Source organism: Rhodopila sp. (genome assembly GCF_035548235.1).
Lineage (GTDB): Bacteria > Pseudomonadota > Alphaproteobacteria > Acetobacterales > Acetobacteraceae > Rhodopila.
Map to the genome: position 1 here is coordinate 36,567 of NZ_DASZTJ010000036.1, position 20,929 is coordinate 57,495.

Annotated in this window: 15 protein-coding genes; 7 read left to right on the forward strand and 8 right to left on the reverse strand. The window is 64.6% G+C overall.

Annotated features, from left to right (window positions below; translation table 11 throughout):
- Nucleotides 1-3: 3 nt before the first annotated feature.
- From VHB27_RS02555 to parA, 7 genes are all read right to left on the reverse strand, one after another.
- Nucleotides 4-1,692, reverse strand: coding sequence for a M3 family oligoendopeptidase (locus tag VHB27_RS02555; protein WP_325597355.1), 1,689 nt, complete (start codon nucleotides 1,690-1,692; stop codon nucleotides 4-6).
- Nucleotide 1,693: 1 nt separating this feature from the next.
- On the reverse strand, nucleotides 1,694-3,469 hold the full coding sequence (locus VHB27_RS02560) for an ABC transporter ATP-binding protein/permease (protein WP_325597356.1): 1,776 nt from the start codon (nucleotides 3,467-3,469) through the stop codon (nucleotides 1,694-1,696).
- Between the two features lie 6 nt (nucleotides 3,470-3,475).
- A complete protein-coding gene (locus VHB27_RS02565; protein ID WP_325597357.1) occupies nucleotides 3,476-3,958 on the reverse strand; it encodes a DUF1499 domain-containing protein in 483 nt (160 codons plus the stop codon).
- Nucleotides 3,959-4,099: 141 nt separating this feature from the next.
- The gene (locus VHB27_RS02570) at nucleotides 4,100-5,719 is read right to left on the reverse strand and encodes a hydantoinase B/oxoprolinase family protein (protein ID WP_325597358.1); all 1,620 of its coding nucleotides are present in this window, start codon (nucleotides 5,717-5,719) and stop codon (nucleotides 4,100-4,102) included.
- A complete protein-coding gene (locus VHB27_RS02575; RefSeq protein ID WP_325597359.1) occupies nucleotides 5,716-7,764 on the reverse strand; it encodes a hydantoinase/oxoprolinase family protein in 2,049 nt (682 codons plus the stop codon). Before VHB27_RS02575 ends, VHB27_RS02570 begins: the two co-directional genes overlap by 4 nt.
- A gap of 66 nt (nucleotides 7,765-7,830) precedes the next feature.
- The gene (locus VHB27_RS02580; RefSeq protein WP_325597360.1) at nucleotides 7,831-8,286 is read right to left on the reverse strand and encodes a CopD family protein; all 456 of its coding nucleotides are present in this window, start codon (nucleotides 8,284-8,286) and stop codon (nucleotides 7,831-7,833) included.
- Nucleotides 8,283-8,903 carry a ParA family partition ATPase gene (gene parA / locus VHB27_RS02585; protein ID WP_325597361.1) on the reverse strand — a complete coding sequence of 207 codons (621 nt, stop codon included), beginning with the start codon at nucleotides 8,901-8,903 and terminating at the stop codon, nucleotides 8,283-8,285. The genes VHB27_RS02580 and parA overlap by 4 nt, the downstream gene beginning before the upstream one ends.
- Nucleotides 8,904-9,063: 160 nt before the next feature.
- On the opposite strand from parA, the gene VHB27_RS02590 reads away from it, so the two are divergent.
- Both VHB27_RS02590 and VHB27_RS02595 read left to right on the forward strand, forming a co-directional pair.
- The gene (locus VHB27_RS02590) at nucleotides 9,064-9,504 is read left to right on the forward strand and encodes a GNAT family N-acetyltransferase (protein ID WP_325597362.1); all 441 of its coding nucleotides are present in this window, start codon (nucleotides 9,064-9,066) and stop codon (nucleotides 9,502-9,504) included.
- Between the two features lie 57 nt (nucleotides 9,505-9,561).
- A complete protein-coding gene (locus tag VHB27_RS02595) occupies nucleotides 9,562-10,602 on the forward strand; it encodes a 5-methyltetrahydropteroyltriglutamate--homocysteine methyltransferase (RefSeq protein ID WP_325597363.1) in 1,041 nt (346 codons plus the stop codon).
- A 6-nt stretch (nucleotides 10,603-10,608) separates the two neighbouring features.
- Here the strand turns inward: VHB27_RS02595 and VHB27_RS02600 are convergent, their stop codons facing one another.
- Nucleotides 10,609-10,866 (reverse strand): Lrp/AsnC ligand binding domain-containing protein, encoded by a 258-nt coding sequence (locus VHB27_RS02600; RefSeq protein WP_325597364.1) that lies wholly within the window; start codon nucleotides 10,864-10,866, stop codon nucleotides 10,609-10,611.
- Nucleotides 10,867-11,008: 142 nt separating this feature from the next.
- On the opposite strand from VHB27_RS02600, the gene VHB27_RS02605 reads away from it, so the two are divergent.
- From VHB27_RS02605 to nifJ, 5 genes are all read left to right on the forward strand, one after another.
- Entirely contained in the window at nucleotides 11,009-12,772 is a 1,764-nt protein-coding gene (locus VHB27_RS02605; protein WP_325597365.1) for a thiamine pyrophosphate-dependent enzyme, read from the forward strand.
- A gap of 548 nt (nucleotides 12,773-13,320) precedes the next feature.
- Nucleotides 13,321-15,414 (forward strand): carbon starvation CstA family protein, encoded by a 2,094-nt coding sequence (locus VHB27_RS02610; protein ID WP_325597366.1) that lies wholly within the window; start codon nucleotides 13,321-13,323, stop codon nucleotides 15,412-15,414.
- Complete coding sequence (locus VHB27_RS02615) at nucleotides 15,407-15,613, forward strand: YbdD/YjiX family protein (protein WP_325597367.1); 207 nt, start codon at nucleotides 15,407-15,409, stop codon at nucleotides 15,611-15,613. Before VHB27_RS02610 ends, VHB27_RS02615 begins: the two co-directional genes overlap by 8 nt.
- 63 nt (nucleotides 15,614-15,676) lie before the next feature.
- A complete protein-coding gene (locus VHB27_RS02620; protein ID WP_325597368.1) occupies nucleotides 15,677-17,314 on the forward strand; it encodes an NAD(P)-binding protein in 1,638 nt (545 codons plus the stop codon).
- Nucleotides 17,307-20,909 (forward strand): pyruvate:ferredoxin (flavodoxin) oxidoreductase, encoded by a 3,603-nt coding sequence (gene nifJ / locus VHB27_RS02625; RefSeq protein WP_408903961.1) that lies wholly within the window; start codon nucleotides 17,307-17,309, stop codon nucleotides 20,907-20,909. Before VHB27_RS02620 ends, nifJ begins: the two co-directional genes overlap by 8 nt.
- Nucleotides 20,910-20,929 lie beyond the last annotated feature (20 nt).

Here is a 20,929-nt window from a genome sequence, read left to right on the forward strand (position 1 = left end):
GGCTTACCCGCCCAAAAACGCTTCCGCCTCCCGAACCACGTCCGCCAGTGCCCCCTCGGTGAATGGCGACACTAGACCCGCCGCGCGCACCAGGTCCTGGAATGGTGCGGACCCGCCGCGGGCACACAGCGCGATATAGGCGTCCAGTGCCGCGCGATAATCCTGCCGCGACTTCACCCAGAACTGCATCGCGCAGCACTGCGCCAGGGTGTAGTCGATGTAGTAGAACGGCGAGCCGTAGATATGCGGCTTCGCCTGCCAGCGGCCGCCTTTGTTCAGGAACGCGATGTCGCCGTAATCGGACCACGGCATGTACTTCCGTTCCAAACGCTGCCAGATCACATGCCGTTCGGCCGGCGATGCCCCGGGATTGGCATAGACCTCGTGCTGGAAATGATCGACGCACACGCCATAGGGCAGGAATGCCAGCGCCCCGATCAGGTGCATGCGGCGGAAACGGTCCGCTGCGTCCTCGCCCACCAGCTTGCCGATCCCCGGATAGGTCAGGAACTCCAGCCCCATCGAGTTGATTTCCGCGGCCTCCATCGTCGGCCAGAGGTAATCGATGTTCGGCTGATGGCGGCTTTCCCAGTTCTGGAACGCATGCCCCATCTCGTGGGTGAACACGCCGATGTCGTGATGGGTGCCGTTGAAATTAGCGAAGATGAACGGCATCCCAACGCTGGGGAAGGACGTGCAGAACCCGCCCCCCGCCTTGTCAGGCCGGTTCTTCAAGTCGGTGAAGCCGCCATCGATCATCGACCGGTAGAAGTCCGCGAGCCGACTGTCCATGCCCGCGAACATGGCTTGCGCGGCCGCCACCAGCACGTCGTGATCGCCGATCGGCTTGGGATTGCCGGCCGGGTCGATCAGGTTCTCATCCCAGAAGCGCAGCCGGTCCCAACCATTGGCCGCCCGCCGCGCCTCCAGCAGCCGGCCGACCAGGGGGACGACGTGGTGCAGCACTTCCTGACGGTAGCGGGCGACGTCGTCGGGGCCGTAATCCACGCGCCGCAGCAGCCGATAGCCTAGGGGAATGAAGTTCGGATAGCCCAGCTTCCGCGCCATGCCGTCCCGCAAGGCGACGAGCTTGTCATAGATTTCGTCCAGCTCCGCCGCATGGGTCTCGAAGAACGTCCAGCCGACCCGCGCGGCCTCGTGCCGGATGCCGCGATCCGGATGTTCAGCAAAGGGGCCAAGTCCCGCCAGGTTCACGGTCTTCCCCTCGATCGACAGCTTCGCCGATGCCAGGAGTTCGGTGTACCGCGCGGAGAGTCGGGCCTCTTCCTCGAGGTCGGGTTTGATGGCCGGATCGAACGTGGTGATGTCGGACTCCCAAAGCCGTAGCGCGTGCGCGCCGACCAAAGGCGCAAGACCTGGCTGGTCGGGTTCGGCCAGCAGGCGCCGCTTCACAGCATTCTCCAGGTCGGTCGCCTCGGGTGCCAGGATGTCCGCGTAGTCGCGATCCGCTTTCGCGGCCGGATCGGCGGTATTCTGTGCGAACCGCAGATGCACCAGCGACGACCAGGTGCCGTAGGCGCGCCGCAAATGCTCCCAAGCCGCCACCGCTGAACGCACGTCGCCGCGGTCCAGGTCGGCGCTCACCTTGGCATATGCCGCTGCCAACCCCTCCGCCGTCGGCTTCGGTTCGGCGATGTCCGCAAAGCGCGGCGGCGATTCCGACTGTGTCACGTCACTCTCCCGCTGCCGGAACGGGCGTGCTGGTCACCAGGGTGCCGGTCTTACCCTCATCCCGCTGGAAGACCAGGCGTTCATCGTGGAACGCCGCGACCGAGGGGCGATGAGCAATCGAGACCAGGGTCGCGTTCGGTAGGCGCGTCCTCAGGATGCGGTAAACGTCCTCCTCCGCCTTCGGATCGAGGCTGGCGGTCGCCTCATCCAGGAAGATCCAGTCCGGCTTCGCCAGCAGCGCTCGGGCCACCGCAATGCGTTGCTGTTCACCCCCCGACAGGCGCATCGGCCAGTTGTCGTCGTCGCCCACCCGTTCGCACAGCTTGGGCAGGCCGGCGTCGACCAGGGCCTGGACGATCTCCTCATGTGTGAACGCCTCGACGGCATGCGGATAGGTGATCACGTGCCGCAGGGAACCGAGCGGGATGTACGGGCGCTGGGGCAGGAAGAAAGAGTTTTCCGGAATTTCCACTGTGCCATGCCCGAACGGCCAGATGCCGGCCATCACGCGGAACAAGGTCGACTTGCCGGAGCCTGTACGACCCGTGATCACCACCGAATGGCCGGGCGTCAGCATCAGGTCGGCGCCCTCCAGCAGCTTGGTGCCGTCCGGCAGTGTCATCGTCACATCGATCAGGCGCAGTGTGCCGTCGGGTGAGACCGAGGCCTGGAAGCCGCCGTGGTTTTCCGCCCGAGCCTTGACGATCGCACGGTGGAAGGTCGCGAGACGTTCGACAATGGCGCGCCATTGCGCGAGCTGCGCATAGGAGTCGACGAACCAGGACATCGAGCTTTGCACCGACCCGAAGGCACCCACCGTCTGCATCAGCCCGCCCAGCTGCATGGAGCCGGCGAAATAACGCGGCGCGGCAACCACGACCGGGAAGATGACAGCGACCTGGGCATAGCCGTTGGTCAGCGTGTTCAGCAGCTTGGTCCGGTTCATGATCTGCCACCAGTTGGCGATCACTTCGGCGAAGCGCTGTCGCAGCGTGACGATCTCTTCCTGCTCCCCGCGGTGCAGGGCGATGCCTTCCATGTTCTCGCGGATGCGGACCAGGGCGTAACGGAAATCGGCCTCTACCCGCTGCTGGCGGAAGTTCAGGATGGTCAGCGGGCGGCCGACCAGATGGGTCAGGGTCGTGCCCACCAGCGCATAAGCGAGTGCCACCCAGACCATGTAGCCGGGGATCGGGATGCCGAACGCCTCGACGGCGCCGGACAGGCCCCAGAGGATACCGATGAAGCTGAACAGGGACACGATGTTCGACAGCAGGTCCAGCGACAGGGTCAGCGCCATGCGGGTGAAATCGCGCAGGTCCTCTGAAATGCGCTGGTCGGGGTTGTCGGTGCCCACCGCTTCCCGGTCGGCGGTCAGGCTGATGTTGTAATAGGCCCGGTCGGCCAGCCATTCGTGCAGGAACTGCCGCGTCAGCCAGCGGCGCCAGCGAATCTGCAACAACTGGTTCAGGTAGACCGAATAGACGCTCAGCAGGATGAAGATCGCAGCGACCTCGCAGAATCCGGGCATGAAGCCGCTGGGTGTGTGGCGATACACGAACAGCAGCTCCATGAACGCCTTCCAGTCCTTGTCCTGCAGGGCGTTATAGAACTCCCGCCGCCAGAAGCTCAGAACCACCGACAGGCCGACGAGCATCAGGTTCATGGCGACGATGGCGGCCAGGATGCCGCGCGCCGACCACCGTTCCTCCGATGAGGCGAAGTACGGGCGGGTGAGCTGCCAGGCGTCCTTAAGGAACGGTCCAATACCACGCATGGGGGATCATTTCTCTCCGAAATGGGACAGCCTGGCGCGCAAGGCGGCGAGCCAGGTGATCAGGCGCTTATGGTTCACGCCGAGGTCGGAATGGCCGTAGACGCTACGTGACCAGAGGATCAGGTCGCTGCCGTCCTGCCCTTCCGGCAGGACTTGGACCATCACCAGGTCGGGAAAATTGAACACGGCGCTGCGCACGACATAATCCACCTGTCGCCGGTCGGGATAGATCGCGGCTTCATACGTGCGCGGCTCGCTGGCGGCGACTGTTCGGATCAGGGTGAAAAGCCGGTCCGGTGAGACCGGGAAGGGTGGAACGAAGATGTCCGGGATCGGCTTCAGGCTCTCCGGCCCTGCCAGTGCCGTGTTGGGCGTCGCTGGACGAACGATCGCGGTCGCATCCATGGGCGGGGGCACCGGCAGCCCCTGTGCGCCGGCGAAGCCGCAGGCGGGCAAAAAGAAGCTGATGAGCCATGCAAGCGGGTTCATGACGAATGGGTCATGCGCGGACGAAATTGCTCATTCCAACTTTGATGCCGTGAAACTTGCCGCAGGAGCAAGCCTTTTACGCTTCGTTTTCAAACCGCGCATCATTATGAGCAATTCGTCATCTCTATACCCGTTGCTGCTTCAAATTCCCCGTGCGTTGCCGTAAGTCGTTCCGGCTGTCTCCTCGTCGATGCGCTCTTCCCGCAGGTCCTGAGCCACGGCCGCCGCGCTCCGTTCCGACGGCGGTCCATAGCCGCCCGATCCTCCGGTCACCACGGCGATCAGGTCGCCGCGCCGCAGCATCGCATTGCCGTGATTCAGGTTGGCCGACGATGTGATCGACGCGTACCCGCCCGGCAGCCCGCCATCGAGTCCCCAGGGGCGCGACAGGATGCGCGCCCCGTCCACACGCACATGGCAATCGTGATCCGCACGATAGACCCGCCTGATCGCCATGCCGCCACGATATTGACCGGCGCCGCCCGATCCGTTCACCAACTCATACCGCATCAAGGTCAGCGGATATTCCAGCTCCAAAGCCTCGACCGGCAGGTTGGATGTGTTGGTCATATGCACATGGACGCCGTCCAGCCCGTCCTTGTTCCAGCGCGCACCCGATCCCCCGCCGATTGTTTCGAGATAGACCCAAAGCGCGTTATCCCCCGGCTGGTGGCCCGCGAAGGTGATCGAGAAACACGCCCCGTTCGACGCCGCCGTCACCTGGCGGGGCACTGCCATGGCCAATGCGCCGAAGATCAGGTCGACGACGCGCTGGCACAGCGACAACCGCCCGTTGATGGCGGCGGGATGCACGCAGTTCACCACGGTTCCTGCGGGTGCGGTGACGGACAGCGGTCGCGCGAGGCCGGCATTCGGCAGGATAGTCGGGTCCACCACGGTCTTCACCGCGTAATACACGGTCGACAATAGCGCTGTCATGGTCATGTTGAGCCCGGCGCGAGCCTGGGGTGGCGCTTCGAAATGAAGATGCATCGAATCGCCCGAGACGGTGATCTCGCAGGACAGGTCCAACTCACCATCGATCTCGGGGCAATCGTAACGATCGCGGAAACGATATGTCCCGTCCGGTATAGCGACGATGCCCGTGCGCATCTTGCGCTCGGCATAGTCCATCAGCGCCGACCCGGCCTGCAGGACCGTTTCGCGGCCGTATTTGGCGCACAGTCCCTGGAGTCGTTGCACTCCCAGGCGATTTGCGGCCATCTGCGCCCTGAAGTCCGACAGACGCTCTCTGGGGACCTGGCAGTTGAGCAGGATCAAGTCCATCACGTCCTGGGTCAGCACACCTTCGCGATACAGGCGTATAGGCGGGATGCGCAAGCCCTCCTGGTAGATATGGGCATGGCCCCGATCGGCGAAATCGGCATGGTGCGCCAGGTTCACCGCCCAGGCGACCATCTGTCCGCCGACGAAGACCGGCTCCGCCAGCACGATGTCGGGCAGATGCGTGCCGCCGCCTTCATACGCATCGTTGCCGACGAAAACATCGCCCGGACGCATGTCCTGGATCGGATGCCGCTTCATGATGTGCGGGATCAGGTCCAGGAAACTGCCCAGGTGCATCGGAATGTGTTCCGCCTGGCACAGCGTCCGGCCCTCAAGATCGAACAGTGCCGTGGAACAGTCCCGCCGCTCCTTGATGTTCGTCGAATACGACGCGCGGACCAGCGCCTCGCCCATTTCCTCGACGATCGAGGAGAGCGCGCTGCCGATGACCTCGATGGTGATCGGATTGATCATGGCGCGGCCTCCAGGATCAGGTTGAGATAGGGTTCGACGCGCGCCGTCCAGCCGGGGAGGATGACCGTCGTGGCGTCCATCTGCTCGACGATCGCCGGGCCGGGGACGCAATTGCCGGGGCGCAGTCGCGTCCGGTCATAGATGGGCGTCTCCACCGCGCCGCCGGCCTCCGGCAACCAGACGGAGCGGTATCCGATCAGCGCCGCCGCCGGGTCGGGTCCCGCTTCGGCCGACGGGGTGAACCGAGCCTTGGGGACGATCGCGGAGGCTTCGACGCGGAAGGTGACGAGTTGCACCGGCTCGTCGTCGGCGGTGAACCCGTATTGCCGCTGATGCGCCGCCGCGAAACCGTCCGCCAAGGCGGCGACGGGATCCGCCGTGTCCGCCGGCAGGGGGATCGGCAATTCGTAGTTCTGCCCGGCATAGCGCACGTCGACGGTGCGCATGACCCGCCGATCCTCGGGCTTGACGCCCTCTGCCTCGAACCAGGCCTGCGCCCGGCGCTCCAGCGTGGCGAAAGCCTCCGCCAGCACCGGTTCCGCCGCCTTGTCCAGCAGGGTCAGGCGGGTCAGCGCGAAATCCGTGCGCAAGTCGGTCAGCAGCAGCCCCATCGCGCAAAGGATGCCGGGAGACACCGGCACCAGCACCCGGCCGATCTCCAGCTCCGCCGCCAGCCGCGCGGCGTGCAGCGGGCCGGCGCCACCAAAGGCGACCAGCGTGTAGTCGCGCGGGTCATAGCCGCGTTGCACCGAGATCACCCGGATCGCCCGCGCCATGTTCGCGGTGACGACCGAGATGATGCCTTGCGCCGTCTCCATCTCGCCCAGGCCCAGCATGCGGGCGAGGTCGCCGATGGCGGTCAGGGCGAGGTCGCGGCGGACTGCCATGCGTCCGCCCAGCAGGAAATCCGGGTTGAGCGCGCCGAGGACGACATTGGCGTCGGTCACCGTCGGCTCCGTCGTACCGCGGCCATAGCAGACCGGTCCCGGATCGGCGCCGGCGCTGCGTGGGCCGACCTTCAGCAGGCCGCCGCTGTCGACATAGGCGATCGATCCACCGCCGGCGCCGACCGTATGGATATCCAGCATCGGTGCCTTGATCGGGTAACCGTGCACCGTCGCCTCGGACGACAGCCGGCACACGCCGCCGGACAGCAGCGCGACGTCGGTGCTGGTGCCGCCCATGTCGAAGGTGATGATGTCGGGGAAACCGGCCAGGCGCGAGACCTCCCGCGCGCCCACCACGCCGGTGGACGGACCGGACAGGACGGTGCGGACCGGCAGGTTCGCAGCTTGCTCGAAGCTGATCACGCCGCCATTCGACTGCGTCAGGTGCGGTGCCGCGCGCAGGCCCAGATCAGCCAGCCGGCCGGCGAGGCGGCGGATATAGCGCTGCATCACCGGTCCCAGATACGCGTTCACGACCGCGGTCGACAGTCGTTCGAACTCGCGGAACTCCGGCGCGACCTGGTGCGAGACGGACGCGAAGGCGTCGGGGAATTCCTCGGCCAGGATAAGGGCAGCCTGGGCTTCATGAGCCTCGGAGACGAAGCCGTACAGGAAGCAGACGGCGACCGCCTCGACGCCGGCGTCGCGCAACGCGCGGACAGCGGAGCGGACGGCGTCGCGGTCGAGCGGCACCTCCACGGAGCCGTCGTGCCGGACGCGCTCCGGCACTTCCAGCCGCAGGTCGCGGCTGACCAGGGTCGGGGGCTTGTCGACTTGGATGTCATAAAGGTCGGGACGCTTCTGCCGGCCGATCTCCAGCAGGTCGCGGAAACCGTCGGTGGTGACCAGGCCGGTGCGGGCGCCGCGGTGCTGGATCAGCGCGTTGGTGGCGACGGTCGTGCCGTGGCCGAAATAGCCCACGCCGGCGGGCGTCGCGCCGACCCGCTCTACGCCCTGGGCCACGCCGTCGGCGATGCCCTGGGACGGGTCGCTGGGTGTGGATGGCACTTTCCAGACCGCGATGGAACCCGTTTCGTCATCGAACAGGCAGACATCGGTGAACGTGCCGCCGGAGTCCACACCAATGCGCCATGCCATGCAGTCGAGCCCTCGTGTCGCGAAGCGCGAACCGTAACCAGGGCCGGCGGGGATGGCAAAGCCCCTCTAACGTCCGATCATCCCTCCGACGATCACCGTGATCAGCCCCAGCACCAGGTTGACCCCGATCAGCCGCCGGATCGAATTCAGGCTGCTTGCCATCCGGTCGCGGTTCGTCGTGCGCCGGAACTGCCGGTAGGGGCCGAACACGATGACCAGGAAGACGGCCGCCATCAGTACGCCGAGGCCGACCATCGCGTGGACCGGCCAGGGCTGGTTCGCCAGGCCACCCCACAGGTAAAGCATTGCCCCGCCGGTAATCAGCAGCAGCGGCATCAGATGCCAGACCACCAGGAAGAACCGTCGGAAAACTTGCGTATGCACCAACATCCGCGGCGTTGCCTCGATCGCCGCCAGGCTCGGGCGCAGCACCACGTACGCGAAGAACATACCGCCCACCCACAGCACCGCGCACAGCAGGTGCAGCACCTTCAGCACCTCCAGAGCCATCGAAATCGTCATCCAACCAACTCCAGCAACTCGGTCAGCAGCGCACGTAGCTCATTCGACGCGATCGAGCGAGGGGCGGCCTCGGTGACGCCCAGGCCGTCAGCGAAGGCGGCGGCGAAGCCGGTGCGGTTGCCGATCGACGCCGCCAGCAGGGGTGCGGCCGCTTCGGCAAGCTGCGCCGTCATCGTGTCCTTCAGCTTCCCCGACGCCGGCACGCGGTTCAGCACGATGGCCGCGCGGCGCTTTTCCGCCGCCGCCAGCTTCAGCGTCCCCTCTGCCGCCCAGATGTCCGGCGCACTGGGCTGGACCGGGATCAGAACGATATCCGCTGCCCGTATCGCTTGCCGCGCATCAGTGTCCACCTGCGGCGGGCTGTCGATCACCACCGCGTCATGCGCCGCCCGCAACCGGTCGAGCTCACCCGCCAGACGCCAGCCGGAGACGTCGGAAAACGTCAGCGCCGCCGCCGAGGCCGGACGCAATGCGTGCCAGCGCGTCAGGCTGTGCTGGGGGTCGATGTCCAGCAGCGCGACTTTGCGGGTGGCCGCCAGCAATGCGGCGAGGTTGGCCGCCAGCGTCGTCTTGCCGGTGCCGCCTTTCTGTTGCGCGACAGTGATGACGAAAGGCATCGGTCAGGAATCCTTGCTGCGGCGCGATAAAGGAACACAACTTGCATGCAGCTTCCATACCGATGTGAAAAGCGTGTGGCGATCCTCGCTTTTCGGGTCGACGAAGCCTAGGGTGGATGGGCGCCGGATCATGCGATGGCGCGGGGAGAACCAAGGACCCATGTCTGCGAATGCAGCGCGGAAACACTCGGATTATTGCCTGCGCCGACCGGAAACGGCCGAGGATTGGCAGGCCTACCACGCGATCCGCCGTCGCGTGTTCAACCTGCCGCGGCCCGAAGTTGATCAGAGTCCCGACTCCTTTCCCCTGGTGCTGTTCGTCGGCAGCCTGCCGGTCGGTGCGATCCAGGTCGACCGTCTTGGCGAGCATGCCGCCGCGCTGCGTCTCGTGGCGATCGATTCGAGCTGCCAGGGCTGTGGCCATGGACGCGTGATGCTGCGGCAGGCCGAGGACTTCGTCCGTGACCTCGGCTGTTGCCAGGCGGTGGTCTACGCGACGCCGGAAGCTGCCGGGTTCTACATGGACTCAGGCTATGACGAGGAAGATTGGGACCCCGTCTGCCTTGGCGGCATCGTGCAGATGCAGAAGAAGTTGCGATAGGCGCCGATTGCCTCGATCGCCGGCACGATGGCAAGGTGACCGGCGGAGGACGTTCGCATGCCTTACCCCCAGATGCTGCTACCCACGACGGTCGTCGGCAGCTATCCCCAGCCGGACTGGCTGGTGGACCGGGCGACGTTGCATCATCACGGCGTGCCGCGCGCGCACGCCCACGACATGTGGCGCGTCGTCCCGGACCTGCTGGAGCAGGCGCAGGACGACGCCACGGTCCTGGCGATCCGGGCGATGGAGAAGGCCGGCATCGACATCGTGACCGACGGCGAGATTCGGCGGGAAAGCTACTCCAACCGCTTCGCCGTCGCGTTGGATGGCATCGACGCCGACAATCCGGGCGACCTGGTCAACAGCACTGGCCGGGTCACCAAGGTGCCGCGCGTCGTCGGTCCCATCCGCCGGGTCCGCGACGTGGAAACGCGGGATGCCGCCTTCCTGCTCGCCAATGCCTCGCACGCGACCAAGATCACGCTGCCCGGGCCGTTCACCCTGTCGCGCCAGGTGAAGGACGAGTTCTACAAGGACGAGGAAGCGCTCGCGATGGCCTACGCCGACGCGGTGAACGCGGAGTTGAAGGCGCTGAAGGCGACGGGCGTGGACGTGGTGCAATTGGACGAACCCTGGGTCCGAACCGCGCCCGAGGCGGCGAAGCGGTATGGCATCAGGGCGATCAACCGCGCGCTCGCAGGGGTCGAGGGACCGACCGTCGTGCATGTCTGCTTCGGCTACGCCGCCGTCGTGTCGGAAAAGCCGAGTGGGTATTCGTTCCTGGCAGAGTTGGGGGGAACGGCGGCGGACCAGATCTCGATCGAGGCGGCGCAGCCCAGGCTGGACCTGGGCGTGCTGCGGGACCTTTCGGGCAAGACGATCATGTTGGGCGTGCTGGACCTGGGCGACGCGACGGTGGAGACGGCGGAGACGATTGCCGGACGGATCCGGGCAGGGCTGCGATACGTTCCGGCGGACCGGCTGGTCCCGGCGCCGGATTGCGGGATGAAATATCTGCCGGCGGACGTGGCGTTCGGGAAGTTGCGCGCGCTGGCCGACGGGGCCGCGATCGTAAGGCGGGAGTTGGCGGGGTGAACGGCGCTACGCCCCTGCCGCGCCGCCGAACGCGTTGAACGTGATCAGCGTATACGTCTCCCGCACGCCAGGCAGGGTCTGGACCTGCTCCGTCACGAACAGGCCGATATCCTCATCCGGCCCGAGGTAGAACTTTCCCAGCAGGTCATATTCCCCCGAGGTCGAGTACAGCTCCGACATCTGGGGAATCCGGTCGGCCGCCTCGCGTGCGACCAGATAGGCCTTGCCCAGCTCGCACTTGATCTGCACGAAGATTGCCCGCATCGCCGTCCTCCTGGTTCGCGGCCATTATGCCCGCCTGGGTGCGTCCTCGCCACTCGGCCATTTTGGGTCGCCCTCGTGACGCCGCCGCCGTCGTCGCTTATCGTGATTCCGGCGGCGAATCGGCGGCCGAAGGGGAAGACGGATGGAACTTGCGAAGGCTCAACGGACACGCGCGACGACCCGGCACGGAGGCCGCGTCCTAGCGGATGCTCTCGTCGCGCAGGGCATCGACACGGTGTTCGAGGTGCCGGGCGAAAGCTTCCTCGACACGCTAGACGGCCTCTATGACCAGCGGGAGAAGCTGCGGCTGGTGACCTGCCGGTTCGAGGCGGGGGCGGTGAACATGGCGGACGCGTACGGCAAGCTGACCGGCCGGCCGGCGGCCGCCATGGTGACCCGCGGTCCCGGCGCGTGCCATGGTGCGATCGGCGTTCATGTCGCCTTCCAGGACAGCACGCCCATGCTGCTGTTCGTCGGGCAGATTCCGCACGAGGACACCGGCCGCGACGCGTTCCAGGAAGTCGACTACCGGCAGATGTTCGCGCCGCTGGCGAAATGGGTGACCCAGATCGATCATGCCAAGCGTATTCCCGAAGTCGTCGCGCACGCCGTCGACGTCGCCACCTCCGGCCGGCCGGGACCGGTGGTGATCGCGCTGTCGGAGGAGATGCAGAAGGACCAGATCCAGGTCCCCGACCTGCCGCGTGCCACCGTCAGCAAGGCCTTCCCCGATCCCGACGCCATGCTGCGCATGCGTGCGATGCTGGCGAAGGCGAAGAAGCCGGTTGCGATCGTCGGCGGGTCCTGCTGGACGCCGGAAGGCCGAGCGGCGCTGCATCGCTGGCTGTTGGAGAACGATATACCGGTGACGGTGGGCTTCCGCCGGCAAGCGCATTACGACGGCACGCGCGACAACTTCGCGGGCGACCTTGGCGTCGGGTCCGATCCCGGCCTGATCGGCAAAATCAAGGAGGCCGATCTACTGCTGGCGATCGGCTCGCGCCTGGGGGACGCTGTGACGCAGGGCTATACGCTGCTGGACATGGCGGGCAGCGTGCCGATCATCCAAGTTCTCCCCGATGGTTCCGAAATTGGCCGTGTCTTCCGCACTGCGCTCGGTATCGTTTCAGATCTCAATACATTCGCGATCGCCGCGGCGGGGCTGGAGCCGGTCAGACCGGCTTGGACGAAATGGACGCGGGAACTGCGGTCGTTGCGAGAGGCGCAGCGGGCGGTGCCGAACTACCAGGGCAAGCTGAACCTTGGTACCGTGATGCGGGAGCTGGAGGGTCTGCTTTCACCGGATGCGATCGTCACCACCGATGCCGGGAACTTCGCCGGCTGGGCCACGCGGTTCCTGAATTTTTCCGACGGCCAACGCTATATCGGCCCCACCAACGGTGCGATGGGCTACAGCGTGCCGGCGGCGATCGGTGCCAAGATCGCGTTCCCCGACCGCATGGTCATCAGCATGGTCGGCGATGGCGGCTTCATGATGACGGGGCAGGAAATCGCCACGGCGTTCCATCACGGCGTCGCACCGATCGTCATGGTGTTCAACAACCAGATGTTCGGCACCATCCGCATGCACCAGGAACGCGCCTACCCCTGGCGCGTCTCCGGCACTGCGCTGACCAATCCTGATTTTGCCCGCCTCATCGAGGCGTTCAACGGGCACGGAGAGGTTGTAACCGAAACGACCGAATTCACACCGGCGTTCCGCCGAGCGGTGGAGAGCGGGAAACCGGCGCTGATAGAATTGCGGGTGAATCCGGAGCAGATCACCACGCGCGCAACGATCGCCGATCTGCGCGCCGGCAAGACGCCCCCGAAGCCCATCTCTAAGACGAAACGAGCGCCGGCGACGAAGCACCGCGTCGCCACGCCGGGGAAGAAGCGAGGATAGCGGCTGTGCGTTCCCGCCTGCGTGGTACGGATCGTGCCGCTGAACGGCTCACTTGAAGCCGCGCATGGGTCGGTATCAGCCTTTGATGCCCCGGTGATCCGGCTCTGGCTGTTATTGAGGTGGCGGCTGATCCGGGACGGTACGTGCAGGCCCAAATCGCCAGGTATCCTCTCGGATGACTGTTGTGTCGGTCCGTCGTGACCCGCACCGGCATGGTGGCAACGGTGCTGGCTGAGCGGAAAAACACCCTAGCTGCAGTCATCTCGTAAGTTTCGCTCAGACCCGACGGGTCTGGACCTTCAGATACGTCTCAGCCACGAGGCGGCCGCGTGCCACCCTGCTGCGCCGACGGCGGCGTAGGGTCTTGGCCAGCGCCGGGGTCAGCTTCGACACCCGGTCCCTCACCGCCTTCGAGGGCTTGGACCGGCTTTGCCGCTTCGTCGAAATCAAAGCTGCCCCATTGATCTGCATCAACGCAAATCGCCGGCGGTGCTTCCACGTTCCTCTGCGAGCGAGATTTTCCTTGTTTTTTTCGGGAGAGGCGGGCCGTGGACCAAGCTGCCGATAAGCCATCTGGTATGAAAACCACCTTGTTATGGGCGGGCGTGATCGTGCTCGGCGTTATATCTTCGGCGATCGTGGCGCTGAAGCATGGCGAGCCCGTTAACGCCGCTTGGTTGCTTATAGCGGCGGTCTGTATTTATTTCATTTCCTACCGCTTCTATGGCCTCTTCATAGCGAAGAGAGCCCTTGGCGTTGATGCTGCACGGCAGACCCCTGCCTATCGGCACAATGACGGGCTCGATTATGTGCCCACCAATCGCTACGAACTATTTGGGCACCATTTCGCAGCCATCGCCGGCGCCGGCCCGCTCGTAGGGCCCGTCCTCGCCGCCCAGATGGGTTATCTGCCCGGCACATTGTGGATCTTGGCCGGCGTGGTGTTCGCAGGTTCCGTGCAGGACATGGTCGTTCTATTCCTGTCGACGCGCCGCGACGGCAAGTCGCTCGGCGACATGATCCGATCGGAGATGGGGCCGATCGCCGGTGCAGCAGGCGGCATCGGCGTGTTGCTGATCTGCGTCATCATCATCGCCGTGCTGGCGCTGGTCGTGGTCAACGCGCTGAAAGGCAGTCCATGGGGTACCTTCGCGGTGCTCTCGACCATTCCGATCGCGCTGCTGATGGGGCTCTACGACCGGTTCTTCAGGCCGGGCCGCCTTGCGGAGGTCTCTGTCCTCGGGGCTGTCCTGCTCCTGGCAGCCATCATTTTCGGTCGGAACATCGCCGATACACCGTCGATCGCCGCCTTCTTCACACTCTCGGGCCCCAGCCTGGCGCTGATCATCATCGGCTATGGCTTCGTTGCCTCGGTGATCCCCGTTTGGCTCCTGCTGGTGCCGCGCACCTATCTCTCCACCTTCATGAAGGTGGGCGCGCTCGCGCTGCTTGCCGCAGGCATTCTCATCGTCCGCCCGGACCTGCAGATGGCCGCGTTCACGAAATATGTCGACGGCACCGGACCCGTGTGGGCGGGTAGCCTGTTCCCCTTCCTGTTCATCACCATAGCCTGCGGATCGGTCTCAGGCTGGCACGCGCTGGTTTCATCCGGTACCACACCCAAGATGATTGAAAACGAAAACCAGATCGCTTTCATCGGCTATGGCGGAATGCTGACGGAGTCCTTTGTCGCCATTATGGCGATGATCGGTGCCTCCGTGATTCATCCGGGCGTCTATTTTGCGATGAACAGCTCGGCCGGCCTGATCGGCACAACAGCCGATCATGCGGCCCAGGTCATCTCGAACTGGGGCTTCGTCGTGACGCCGGATATCCTCACACAGACCGCGCACGATGTCGGCGAGGCGACCATTCTCTCGCGCACGGGCGGCGCGCCGACGCTCGCCGTCGGCATGGCCACCATCTTCTCGCAGTTCCTGGGAGGCAAGGCATTGATGGGGATTTGGTACCACTTCGCCATCCTCTTCGAGGCCCTGTTCATCCTGACGACGGTCGACTCCGGTACGCGCATCTGCCGCTTCATGATCCAGGACTACATCGGCAACGCGATCCCGGCGTTCAAGGACACCAAGTCGTGGCGGAACAACGTCATAGGTTCCGGGATAGCCTGCGTATTGTGGGGCTACCTGCTCTACGAGGGCGTAATCGATCCATATGGCGGCATCTGGACCATGTGGCCGCTTTTCGGCGCCACCAACCAGATGCTTGCCGCGATCGCGCTCATTCTGTGCACCGTGGTCCTCTTCAAGATGAAGCGTGAGCGGTTCGCTTGGATCACTGTCGTGCCAACAGTTTGGCTGGTGGTCTGCACCGTGACCGCCGGCTTGGAGAAGGTGTTCAGCCCGGATCCCGCGGTCGGCTTTCTTAGCCATGCCGCGAAGTTCAGCAGCGCGGTCGCGACCAAGACAGTGCTGGCGCCGGCGCAGACGCTGGCTCAGATGAACCGGGTGATCTTCAACGACTATGTCGATGCAGGCCTGGCAGCCCTCGCGGTGGCGCTTGTTATCATCTTGATCATTTATGCCATCATCGAAATCCCCAGGGCGATGCATACGCCGAAAAGCACTGCCACGGAGATCGGCGGTGGAGCCGAAGCGATGGCGGGAAGCGGCGATGATTGATCGGTTCCATCACTTCTGCCGATGCGCCGCCCGGACAGCGCATCTCATGGTCGGTATTCCGGACTATGAGACTTATGTCGAGCATCGCCGAACCACGCACCCGGAAGAACCGATCATGACTTACGAGGAGTTCTATTGGGAAAACCAGAGAAGGCGCTACCAGCCCGAGAAGGGCAAGTTCAAGGGCGGCTGCTGCTGAGCCAAGCGGTCTGCCCTGTGCCTTCGGGCGCTGGTACCCCTGAAACCGACGGAGCTGCCACCCATGAGCACCAAGCCGCAGGACATGACACCCGTCGTCGACCTGACGCACGAACGAGGGACCGGGCCGATCCGGACACGCCGGCCGCTCTACGTCGATCTTCTCCCTCCCTGCAACGGTGCCTGTCCTGCCGGCGAGAACATCCAGGCCTGGCTCGACCTGGCGCAGGCCGGCCGCTATCGCGAGGCCTGGGAGACATTGGTTGCGGACAATCCGATGCCGGCGGTGCACGGCAGGGTCTGCTATCATCCATGCGAGACGGCCTGCAATCGCGGGCAACTCGATGCATCGGTCAGCATCCATGCGGTGGAGCGCTTCCTTGGCGATCTCGCCGCAGCGGAGGGCTGGACCTTCAAAACGATGCCGCCGAGCGGTAAGCGTATTCTCGTCATCGGCGCCGGGCCGAGCGGACTCTCTGCCGCCTACCACCTCGCACGTCTCGGCCATGCAGTGGAAATCCATGAGGCCGGGCCGCTTGCCGGCGGCATGATGCATTTCGGCATCCCGGCCTACCGGTTGCCTCGCGCGGATCTCATGCGCGAGATCGGCCGCATCGAGGCGATGGGCGTGAAGATCATCGTCAACCATAAGGTCGAGGACTTGCTTGCCGAGAAGAAGGCAGGGAATTTTGATGCCGTCTTCATCGCAATCGGCGCCGGCGTCGGTCGGCATGTGGACATCCCGGCCCGCGATGCGGTGCGTGTACTCGATGCGGTCTCTCTCCTCCACGGTGTACGTTCGGGCGAAAAGCCGCTGCTTGGACGGCGCGTCATTGTCTACGGCGGAGGCAACACGGCCATGGATGCCGCACGCACCCTGAGGCGGCTCGGCGCGGATGAAGCGCTGATCGTCTATCGGCGTGACCGTGCGCATATGCCCGCTCATGAATTCGAGGCCGACGAGGCGATCGAGGAAGGCATCAAGATCAAATGGCTGACCACGATCAAGGAGATCGTGGGCCCTGAGCTGACGGTGGAGATGATGGAACTCGATGCCGCCGGAAAGCCCCATCCGACCGGCAAGTTCGAGACGCTGACGGCTGATGCGGTCGTGCTCGCGCTGGGCCAATCGCCCGACAGCCGTTTCCTGCGCAAAGTACCCGGGATCGCCTTCACGGCCGACGATGCGGTGGAAGTGGGACCGGACATGATGACGGGCCATCCTGGAATTTTCGCGGGTGGGGACATGGTGCCGGGCGAGAAATCGGTTACTGTCTCGGTCGGCCATGGCAAGCGGGCGGCACGGCATATTGACGCCTGGTTGCGCGGACAGCGCTTCGAGCCGGCGGCAAAGCATCCGCTTGTCTCGTTCGACATGCTGCATTTGCCGGTTTACAGCGATGCCGATCCCAGCCTGCAGAAAAGTATCGCGCTCGCTGCCCGGCTGAGCGGGTTCGAGGAGGTCGTCGGCGGTTTCACGGAAAGGGAGGCGCTCTACGAGGCCAGGCGCTGCCTTTCCTGCGGCAACTGCTTCGAGTGCGACAACTGCTACGCGGCCTGCCCGGAGGCGGCGATCACCAAGCTCGGACCGGGCCTCCGCTATCGCTACGACTACGACAAATGCACGGGCTGTGCGGTTTGCTTCGAGCAGTGCCCCTGTCATGCAATCGAGATGGTGTCCGAACCTGTGAGGAATGTGTGAGATGACCAACAGGCAAGTCGCCACCTTGGACGGCAACACGGCCGTTGCTCACGTCGCATATCGAATCAACGAAGTCTGTGCGATCTTCCCGATTACGCCCTCTTCGACCATGGCGGAACTCGCCGACGAATGGGCTGCGAACGGTATCAAGAACATCTGGGGCAACCTGCCCGTCGTTCAGGAGATGCAGAGCGAGGGCGGGGCTGCGGGTGCCGTGCACGGTTCGCTTCAGGCAGGCGCGCTGACGACGACCTTCACGGCGTCCCAAGGCCTGCTGTTGATGATCCCCAACATGTTCAAGATTGCGGGCGAGCTCACCTCCACCGTTTTCCACGTCGCCGCCCGCTCGGTCGCGACGCAGGCTCTCTCGATCTTCGGCGACCACTCGGACGTAATGGCGACGCGTGCGACGGGCTTCGCGCTCCTCTCTTCCGGTTCCGTGCAGGAGGCCCACGACGCGGCGCTGATTGCAGAGGCCGCAACGCTTCGCGCACGCGTCCCCTTCCTGCATTTCTTCGACGGGTTCCGCACCTCGCACGAGATCAATACGCTCGACCTGCTTAGCGATTCCGAGATTCGTTCCATGATCGATGAGGAATTGGTGCGTGCGCATCGCGCGCGTGCGCTCAATCCCGAACACCCGTTCATCCGCGGCACGGCACAGAACCCGGATACGTTCTTCCAGGCGCGGGAGACGGTGAATCCTTTCTATACGAAGACGCCGGACATCGTACAAGCGGCGATGGACCAGTTCGCGACGCTGACCGGCCGACAATATCGCCTCTTCGATTACGAAGGGCCGACCGATGCGGAGCGCGTCGTCATCCTGATGGGTTCGGGCGCTGAGGTCGCGCGTGAGACTGCGGCGGCCTTGCGGCGGGGCGGCGAGAAAGTCGGCGTGCTGCAGGTGCGCCTGTTCCGTCCATTCTCGGCTGCGCATTTGCTGGAGGCGTTGCCTGGGACGTGCCGGGCGGTCGCAGTTCTTGACCGCACGAAGGAGCCGGGATCCCCTGGCGAGCCACTGTATCTTGACGTCGTCGAGGCCCTCGCCCAGGCGTTCTCGGACGGCCGGCGATCCGCGATGCCGAAGGTGATCGGCGGCCGCTACGGACTTTCCTCCAAGGATTTCAACCCGGCGATGGCCAAGGCGGTGTTCGACGAGATGAAGAAGTCCGCGCCGCGGAACGGCTTCACCGTCGGCATCATCGACGATGTCTCGCATACGAATCTCGAGGTCGATCCCGGCTATTCGATCGAGCCGGAGGATGTTGTCCGCGCCGTGTTCTACGGTCTCGGCGCGGACGGCACAGTGGGCGCGAACAAGAACAGTGCCAAGATAATCGCCGAAGACGCGGGCCTCTATGCCCAAGCCTATTTCGTTTACGATTCGCACAAGTCCGGCGCCCAGACCGTCTCACATCTGCGCTTCGGTCCGCGCCCGATCCGCTCGCCCTATCTGATCGGCTCTGCCAATTTCCTTGGCTGCCATCAGTTCCAGTTCCTCCGCCGCGTGGACGTACTGCGGACCGCAGCCCCCGAGGCGACCTTCCTGCTGAACAGCCCTTACGGGCCTGACGAAGTCTGGGAGCACCTGCCGCGTTCTGTCCAGAGGCAGATCATCGACAAGAAGCTTCGGTTCTTCGTCGTGGACGCGAACAAGGTCGCCGAGGAGGTTGGTCTCAGGACCCGCACCAATACGGTGCTGCAGACATGCTTCTTTGCAATCTCCGGCGTGCTGCCACGCGATACGGCGATCGCGCAGATCAAGGCGTCTATCCGCAAGACCTATGGGTCGAAGGGCGAGGAGGTGGTGCGCCGGAACTTTCAGGCGGTCGAAGATACGCTCGCCAGGCTCCACGAAGTGCGGATTCCGGCCGAAGTGACTAGCATGTTCGATCGGCCGCCCCCAGTACCTGCAAGCGCGCCGGATTTCGTCCAGCAGGTGACGGCGCGGATGTTCGAGGACGAAGGGGATACGATTCCGGTGAGCCTGATGCCGGTGGATGGTACCTTTCCCTCCGGAACTGCGGCCTGGGAGAAGCGGAACATCGCCGACGAGGTCCCGGTCTGGCGGCCCGATCTCTGCGTGCAGTGTGGTCAGTGCGGCTTCGTCTGCCCGCATGCTGTAATACGCGCGAAGTACTACGACGAAGCCCAACTCGGCACGGCACCCGAGAGTTTCAAATCCGCGGCAGTGAACGCACGCGGCTATCCGGATGTCCGCTTCAGCCTGCAATTCTATGTCGAGGACTGCACCGGATGCGGGGTTTGCATCGAGGCATGCCCGGCACACAGCCCGACCGAACCGGGCATCAAGGCGATCAACCTCGAAGCGAAAGCGCCGCTGATCGAGACGGAACGGGCGAATATCGCCTTCTTCGAGACCCTTCCGGTGAACGATCGCGCGCGCGTCGATTTCGCCAATGTGCGCGGGGTGCAGTTCCTGGAGCCTTTGTTCGAGTTCTCCGGGGCTTGCGCCGGCTGCGGCGAAACGCCTTACCTGAGGCTCCTTTCTCAGCTTTTCGGCGATCGGATGATGGTCGCCAACGCGACTGGCTGCTCTTCGATCTACGGTGCCAATCTTCCCGTTACGCCGTGGAGCAAGAATGGCGAAGGCCGTGGGCCAGCCTGGTCGAATTCGCTGTTCGAGGACGATGCGGAGTTCGGGCTCGGATTCCGCCTTGCGGCTGACAAGCAATTCGAACTTGCGACCATGCATCTCAAATCACTCGTGTCCGACCTGGGCGAGGATCTGGTCTCGACGATCCTGACTGCACCGCAGATCCAGGAATCCGAGATCCGTGCCCAACGGATCCGTGTGGCCGATCTCAAGGCGAGACTGCTGGAACTGGCCAAGAGCAGCGAGACGGCCCGTAGTCTGCTTTCCGTCATCGATCACCTCGTGCGGCGGAGCATTTGGATCGTGGGCGGCGACGGCTGGGCCTACGATATCGGTTACGGCGGGCTTGACCATGTGCTCGCGAGCAGCCGGGACGTGAATGTGCTGGTGCTCGACACGGAGGTCTATTCCAACACCGGCGGTCAGGCATCGAAAGCGACGCCGCTCGGCGCGATCGCCAAGTTCGCCGCTGCCGGCAAGCGCGTGGCACGCAAGGACCTTGCCTTGCAGGCAATCGCCTATGGCAACGTCTACGTCGCGCAGGTTGCCATGGGCGCCAATCCGCAACAGACGCTGCTCGCCTTCCGCGAGGCGGAAGCCTATCAGGGACCATCCCTGATTCTCGCCTACAGCCACTGCATCGCGCATGGCTTCGACCTGCGCTATGGCATGAAGCAACAGGATCTTGCGACTGCCAGCGGCTATTGGCCGCTGTTCCGCTTCAATCCGGCGATGCGTGCGATCGGCGAGAATCCGTTCCGGCTCGACTCGCCGCGCCCGACGATCCCGCTCAAGGACTACGCCTACAACGAACTACGCTACCGTGCCCTGCAGGCGCTGCGGCCGACAGAGGCGGATGATTTGCTGCGCCAGGCGCAAGCGGTGGTGAACGAGAAGTACCGCAGCTACGAAGCATTCGCGAGCCTCGAAGGCCCCCCGGCGCCGGGCCAGGTGCCGGCCATCGGCAACATTTGAGAGACAGAGCTTAAGAGGCG